This window comes from Rhizobacter sp. P3_B12 (genome assembly GCF_056402895.1).
This window is the reverse complement of record NZ_JBFUGN010000229.1, coordinates 1-7,511: the sequence shown is the minus strand read 5'-3', so window position 1 is coordinate 7,511 and position 7,511 is coordinate 1. Positions and strand designations below refer to the sequence as shown.

At 70.7% G+C, this 7,511-nt stretch carries 4 protein-coding genes; all 4 read right to left on the bottom strand.

The genetic code is table 11. The features are described from left to right. The coding region (locus tag AC1D01_RS14290; protein ID WP_477867270.1) for an eCIS core domain-containing protein at positions 1–548 on the bottom strand (548 nt) is incomplete at its 3' end. Between the two features lie 128 nt (positions 549–676). Then, the gene (locus tag AC1D01_RS14285) at positions 677–4,096 is read right to left on the bottom strand and encodes a hypothetical protein (protein WP_477867268.1); all 3,420 of its coding nucleotides are present in this window, start codon (positions 4,094–4,096) and stop codon (positions 677–679) included. A gap of 43 nt (positions 4,097–4,139) precedes the next feature. Further along, on the bottom strand, positions 4,140–6,137 hold the full coding sequence (locus AC1D01_RS14280; protein WP_477867266.1) for a hypothetical protein: 1,998 nt from the start codon (positions 6,135–6,137) through the stop codon (positions 4,140–4,142). Next, on the bottom strand, positions 6,134–7,511 hold a 1,378-nt coding region (locus tag AC1D01_RS14275; protein WP_477867264.1), incomplete at its 5' end, for a baseplate J/gp47 family protein. The genes AC1D01_RS14275 and AC1D01_RS14280, both read right to left, overlap by 4 nt.

Here is a 7,511-nt window from a genome sequence, read left to right as displayed (position 1 = left end):
GTCCAGCGCCGCACGACCCCCTGGCCCTGTTGGCCCACGTGGGCGAGTTCGTGCGCCATCAGCCAGCGGCTGGAGAAACCGCCGGGCTGGTATTGGCCGGCACCGAAGAACACGTCGCGGCCGACGGTGAAGGCGCGCGCGCCGAGGTCGCCGGCCAGCTGCGCGGCCGGCGCATCGGCATGCACGCGCACGTGATCCAGCGGCGCACCGACGCGGCTCTCGAAGAAGCTGCGCTCGCCGCTCGGCAGCGGCGCGCCGCCGCCGCGCTGGCTGTTGATGGCCGAGGCCGTGGCATCGGCCACCGTGCCGCCGCCGGCGCCCTCTGCATGGGCCTTGCGTTGCACTTCATCGTCCTTCTCTTCCTCTTCGGGCACCGGCCCATCGGCCGGCTTGCGCTGGACTTCGTCCTCCTGTGCGCAGGAGCTGCACTGGCGTTGCACGAGCTGCTGTCCGCCACCCGCGACCGGGCTCATCACCTGCGCGGCGAAGCGGTCGGCCTCGTGTTCCTGTGCATCGTTGGACGAACCGAGTTGCAGCTTGGCTTGCACCGGTGCGGCGAGGGCTTTCGCGACGGCCGCGCGGTTGCGTTCGGCGACCTCGGCGCTGCGTCCGGGGGTGGCGGGCCCGCGCCCGGAGCGTGCTGCCCGGGCTGCGATTCGGCGTTGGTGAAGGGTCTTCATACGCCTGGGAACCTGCGAACCAGAACCAGGTTGCCGACCGCGGCCCCCGTCTCGCTGCCTGCGGACACGTTGACCGTCACGAAGACGGGCGTGAATTCATCGGCGAACTGCGCCGTGGTGCCGGTGATGGCGAGCTTCACCGAGAACAGGCGGGCAATCAGCGTCACTCCGGAAGGATTGCCGTTGGCGATGTGGTTGCCGGACAGGTTCAGCATGCGCGCCACCACCGACTGTCCGAAGTCACCGAGCTGGTTGCCGGTCAGGGTGGCCGTGTTCCAGCCGGGAATCTGCACGCCGAGCACCCGGCCATCCTGGATGGCCGCGCTGGGCAACAGCGCCCACAGCCGCTGGATCTGGTTGCCGCTGCAATGCAGCCGCCCGCCGCCGGTTGCGACCCACATGTCGCCGTCGACCAGGCGCACGGCCAGTTCGGGGTCGGCGCCGACCTGGCTTGCCGGCGCGCCGGTGCCTGCACGCTCGAGTTCGTTCATCAGCACGACTTCACCGGCGATCCGGTTGTCGGCGAGCGTCGCGTCGCCGCGGTGCGAACTGATGCCCAGCGCGATGTTGAAGCCGCTTTCGAGCACGAGGTCGAAGACGTCGTTGAGGAATCCGTCGCGCAGCGCGGCGCGCGACACCGTGCCGCGGGTCAGTTCGTTGCGCAGCACCGCGTCGCTCTGCGCCTCGATCAGCTTGATGCCGCTCAGCCGGCTCAGGGTGGTGCTGACCTTCGCGCTCGACGCCACCAGGCCGTCCGGAGCCTTGGCGGCGGCCTTGCCGGCCGTGCCCCTGGCCGCCGCGACTGTCTTTTTCGCCGCGGTCTTCACGGCCCGCTTGACCGGCACCGGGGTGCTGCCGCGCACGATGTTGCGGCCGATCACGTCGGCAATGCGCATGCGCTCGTCGCGCGGCAGTTCGACGAAGACGTCGAGCACCTTGTCCAGCCCGGCCTCGAAACGGGGGGCGTCGGTGTACACCGTCTCGTCGGCGAAAAGCCCCTGGAAGGCTTTCACGACGGCCTCGTTGCCCATCGCGTTGACGTTGACCAGCACCGAGAAACCGCGCTCCTGCCGCACCCAGACGTCGTTCATGATGTTGTCGCGCCAGGTCAGCTGCACCGGCTGCGTGCGCGTGCCGACGCGCACCATCGGCAGCGCGCCCTCGATGGCGCTGGAACGCGAGAAGGAACAACGCGTGGCCGTCACGCGCGACGCGTTGAGCTGCATGTGTCCGAGGCCGCTGGCCTGCACCTGCAAGCTGTCGAGCACGAACTCCGTGCCCGTGAACGTGAAGGTGGTCCCGCCCAGCGACAAGGTGCTGGCCGACGGCGCGGAGGCGCCGATGCGCAGGCTGCGCTTGCCGCTGATCGTCACGTTCGCGGCCAGCGTGTGGGTGCCCGGCAGCAGGCACAAGGACAGGTCCTGCAGGCTGCTGGCGGCGAACTCGGTCAGGCGGCTCTCGAGCTGCCCCGCCGCCACGGTGACCGTGCAGCAGTCGCCGGCCTGTTCACACAGCTTGTCGATGGCGTCCTGCACGGTGACGACATTGGCATCGGTGCGCAGGTCGGGGCAGGCCAGCGTGTCCTTCTTCAGTGGCAGGTGGGTCGCGTTGAAGTGGCAGTACAAGGCTTCGAGCAGCTGGGCCACCGGCTGGATGCCGGCAGGTGCCCCCATCAGCTCGCGCACCGTGCGCACCATGCCGGCCGTGCCGGTGCAGGCCACCAGGTCGTGCGGGATGTCGGTGCTGTCGAGTTGCAGCAGCAGGGTGTCGATGGCCTGCTGCGCCGTCGTGGGTGCGGTCGCTGCAGGGTTCTCCAGCAGGTCGCGCCAGCGCGCCAGCACCGCCGCCGCCGTGCCGTCGTAGGGCAGGCGTGCCGCATTCAGGTGGCACATCAAGGCGTCGATCATGTCCTTGACCGAGGGGTTCTTCTCCACCAGGTCGAGGTTCGGGAAGTTCGGCACCGAAGCCATCAGGGTGCGCACGGTGGGTGCGGCGCCCGGCGCCGTGCCGCAGCCGGGCAGGGTGTAGCCGATGTCCTCGGCGCCGATGCCGCACAGCGCATCGAGCGCCGCCTGCACGTTGGGCGCCGTGCCGTACAGGCCGGCGCAGGTGGGCGTGAAGCCGACGTCGATGGCACGGATGTCGCTCAGTGGCGGGAAGTTCATGCGCCGCCGCTCGGGGTCGGTCTGCACGACCAGGTTGCCGGCCGCATCCACCACCGCCAGCGGCAAGTAGTGGTGGCGGATGCCGCGGGGTGCTTCGCCTGCGACGGCGCTGGCGCCCAGCACCCAGTCGCCGCTGGTGTCGACGGCTTCGCGCACCGGGGCCTGCCAGTAGTCGCCGGCCAGGGACAATGCGCCGGCAAAGACCAGGTGCAGCTCCATCAGTTCGAGATTGACCGACAGCGCGGTCGCCGACACGGACACATGGCCGTGGGCATCGCCGGCCAGCGCGCCCGACAGCACGACGCCGCGATCGCGGCCTTCGACCAGCGTGCGCGTCGTCAGGTTGAACTTCGCGAAGCCGTCCCACTGGCGCACGAAGGCACTGGGTGCGGAGCCGCCCGGTACCGTGAAGCTGTTGGAGAGAACGCCGCGGCGCCGCGCCTGCCCGACCGGGAAGTGGTGACCCAGCAGGTTCTCGCTGTCGACGTCGAAGAACTCCCACACCCAGCCGCCCTGGTCGAAGCCGGCCGGGAAACTCGTCGGCGCATAGGCTTCGGCGCCGTTGTCGCGCGACCACTTGAGCACCAGCATGCGGCTGCCGGCATCGTCGAACACATCGTGCACTTCGACGCGGAACAGGTAGTTGCCGATGCGCTCGTCGACCTCGACCTCGGCGGCGCAGGGGTCGCAGCTGTCCAGCGCATTGACCACCTGGCGCAGCCGCAGCGCGAGTGGCGCGGTGCCGATCGGCGGGTTGACGCTCGCGTTGGCGGGATCGATGCCGGCCGCGCACCACTTGACCTGCAGCATGGTGCGCGTACGCGTGGCGGTGTCGGCGCCGTGCAGGCCGGCGTCGAGTTGCGAATCGTCCTCGAGCCCGCTGACCGGGCGCTCCCACACATCGGCATACAGGCGGTAGTCGTTGGCCGGCAGCACGGGCGGGTTGCGGTAGTCGGGCTGGGCGGTCAGCGCGAGGCCGGCGGCCGGGCCGTCCAGCCGCGCGGGCACGCCTTCGACGTACAAGGCGCCGGGGCGGATCAGCACCGTGGCGGCCGGCTTGACGATGGCAAGACCGCCGGTGCGCGGCGACCCCGAGGCGATCGCATCACGCAAGGCGGCTTCGAGGCGTGTCTTGCCGATGTCGGTGGCTTCGTTCCAGTCCGCGTCGACGATCATGCGTCCCTGTTGCAGGTACACGCCGGAGAAGCCGGCCGCGGGGCGGAAGCTGTCTCTGGAGATCTGGGTCTTCATGAAGGGCCTCGTGGGTTCAGGTGATGCTTCGGAAGAAACCGGCTCAGGCGGCAGCCGGCGGCGCGCACAGCAAGGTGTCGTCGGGTACGAGCACGGGCGTGATGCCCAGGGGCAGGTAGTCGGCCAGCTTGTCGATCACGGCCTGTTCGCGCAGCGTGTATTTCTGCTCGTGGTGCGCGCCGAGTTCGCCGCCGTCCTCGGCGCCGTGACGCAGCGCCGTGGCGCTGGCCGGATGCAGCACGCCGCAGCCGGTTTCGCCGAAGGTGTCGGAGACGAACACCGGCGTGGCCGAGGTGCAGGTGCCGAGCGCGACGCGCAGGTGCGAGACCATGCCGGCCATCCACAGCGGCAGGTCGGACGGTTCGGGAAGGCGGGCATACCTCAGGCAGCCGGCCTTCGGCACGTCGGTGTCGGCCGCAGGCAGGTCCTTGCGCGGGAACTGCATGAAGATGCAGTCGCTCGCCCACAAGGCCTCGGYCACACAGCGGTCGAGCACGCTGCAGTATTCGAGTTCGACGCTTCCGCGCGGTGCCAGCAACTCGTTGAACAGGCACGAGCGGGCGACGAGCACCGGCTGCAAGGCATCGATGATGTGCGAATGCACGCGCCGCAACGCGCAGCGTTCCAGTGAAACGCGGCCGCTGGAGATCTTCAGTTCGCCGTCCAGCCACAGGTCCTCGAAGCGCCAGCGGCGCACCAGGGTGAGGTTCACGGTGCCGGTCACCCGCACCGGCGTCCTCGCCTCGCGGCGGCGCACAGTGATGGCGTCGGCCTCCAGCTGCAGGGCCACCGGGTGCCCCGTCGGCAGGGCGGCGAGCGCCTGCACCGGCGTGGCCAGGTCGAGGGCCCAGCTCGCCTGCGTGGCGCTGCCCTGGAAGGCGAAGCCGTCGATGTCCTGCACCTGGCAGTTCTGCAGCTCGACGTGGCCGGCCGGGGCCAGCGGCGCGGTGTCGAAGTCGAGGTCGACGAAACGCCAGCGGCCGGTTCCGGCCAGCACCACCGGGCCGCGCACCCACACACGGTGCGTGGCCTGCGCGGCACGCAGGGTCACCGTGCCGTCGGCGGATTCGAGTTGCAGCGGCAGCGCCGCAGGCAGCGGCAGCGAGGCATCGACCACCGCGGCGATGACCGACCAGGCCTTGCCGACCGCGTTGCCCGGGAACAGGCCCTCGAAAGGCGGCAGGTGCAGCACCACCCGCTTCGGATGCGCATGGCCGCGCCGCCAGTCGGGTGTGCGCAGGTCGACCGTGCGCGCGCTGACGTCCTGGTAGCTGCCGGGGAAACACGGCACGCCGTGACGATGGACCTGGCGCCACAGCAGGCCTTTCTCTCGCACGCGTTCGCGCTCGGCCGCCGCGGCACTCGGCGACAGGCCGGACAACTCGATGTGCGGATAGCGCGTCAGCTGCACGGTGGGGTCGGTGCCGTCGCTGCGCACGGCGCGCGAATGCCGGCGCAGGTCGACCGTGCCGTTGGGCAGGCCCGGGTGGCGTGCACGTGCCGGCGCCAGCCAGGCACTCGCGGCCGCACTGCCGGTCACCTGCAGCTCGGCTTCGCCGAAGCTGGCGGCCGGCAGCAGCGCCAGGCCCGGCCGCGCGGCGACGGCGACGCGGCGCCAGCCTTCGTGGATCTCGGCTTCGAAGTCGGCAACCTTCTCGGCGATGCGTTCGGCCACGTCGAGCGTGCCCTTGCGCTGGCGCCAGCCGATCGCCTCGTCGACTTCGGCGCGGCGGCCGCTCTCCAGCGGCGACAGCGGCGCGACGTCGAGCAGCTGCGCGATGTAGGGCAGCACCCAGGGCTGGCAGCCGCGCAGGCGGCCTTCGTCGTCGGGCACGCCGTCGTCGAAGCCGGGGAAGCTGTCGTAGTAGCGCTGGCGCAGCGTGCGATAGAAGGCGTCGAGCAGTTCGCCGTAGACGGAGACCAGCTGGTGCAGGTCGCCGGGCACGAAGGCGCCGCTGCCGTCGGTGCGCGTGTTGTCGCGATCGCGCCAGACCTCGGGCAGGTGCCGGTACTGCAACGCGGCGAAGGCAATGGTCTTCATGGCGCGAAGGCCTCCACACGAACGTCGATGTGCGGCATCGGCTGGCCGGGCGTGGTGTGCGGCACGTGCACGCACTGCGTGGGCTGGGGCACGACGGCGAGCACGACGTCGGGCGCGGCAATGGCCACGCGCCGCGCCAGCGCGGTGGTGGCCGCATCGATGACGATGCGGCAGTCGCTGTTCTCCACACCCGTCACCTGTTCGACCACGGCGAAGACCTCGCCGCGGTAGAGCACCTGGCCGAGCGCCCGCCGGTCGATTCCGAACGCCGCCTGCAAGGCGTTGCGCACTTGTGCGGCGACGAGGTCGGCGTCGAAGGATTCGCGGCGCACGCGGATCACCACGCTGAAACCGATCAGCAAGGGCGTGTACGCATGCACCGACACATCGACGCCGGGAGCCGAGTGCGCGGTGGCGAACTCGGTCAGTTCCGCCTTCAGCTCGGCCGTCAGCGTGGCAGCGCCCGCGGGCACGACGTGGACCTCGACCCGGTCGCGCCGCGCCAGTCCGGTGGCCGGCGCGAAGGCACGTGCCTGCACGACCGCGGCATGCGAACGCATCAATCTCGCGTGGTCTTCCAGCGAGACCGCACGTTCGAGCGCCAGCAGCGACGACGCGGCGTTCTCGCGGATGGCCTCGACCCCTTCACGCGCCGCACCACCCGCGGCAGCGAGAGGCTGGGCGAAGCCGGCCAGCAAGGCGTGCGGCTTCACCAGGCCGGACAGCCCGTGTGCCGGCAGGTTGCCGGTCGTGCCCACGCCCTGGCGCCAGAAGATGCGCAGGTTGTTGGCGCCGGTGGGCAGGCGCCGGCCGTGCGTGCCGTCGCCGAACTCGACCCACAGGCGGCCGTCTTCGTTCAAACGGGTCTGGTAGTGCGCGTCGGCCGGGCCGGAGTCGTTGAGATTGCCGACCTGGGTCCAGAACTCGTCGCCGACCTGCACCTGCACGTCGGCACGCACGCCGGCCGGCATGCGCGCGTCGGCGACGAAGCTGGTGTCGCTCGCGTCGAACAGGAAACGCTGACGACTGCGCGTCGCGTCGCCGCTGCCCAGCACCCGCATCGGTCGGGCAGCGCCGTGACCCGCCAGCACCACGTTGCCGTACACCCGCAGATTGCCTGCCGTGCTGGCACGCGGCAGCGCGTCGCGCAGCACGATGCTGGTGGACGCCACCTTCACTTCGTCGATCACGGTGCGCAGCGCACGTGTCGGGTTGGCGGCGATGACGGCCAGCCCGGCACGCAGCCCCGGCGGCAGCGCGGGCAGGACGATTTCGGTGCTGCCGGTGATCGGCGTGCCGTTGATGTTCCAGCCCACGGCGCGCGCGACCACGTCGAAGTGGCCGCGCAGTTGCGTGGTGGTGACGAAGAAGGGC

Coding starts and splice junctions, on each gene's coding strand:
- AC1D01_RS14285 (WP_477867268.1), bottom strand. CDS start 4,096: ATGAAGACCCAGATCTCCAGAGACAGCTTCCGCCCCGCGGCCGGCTTC.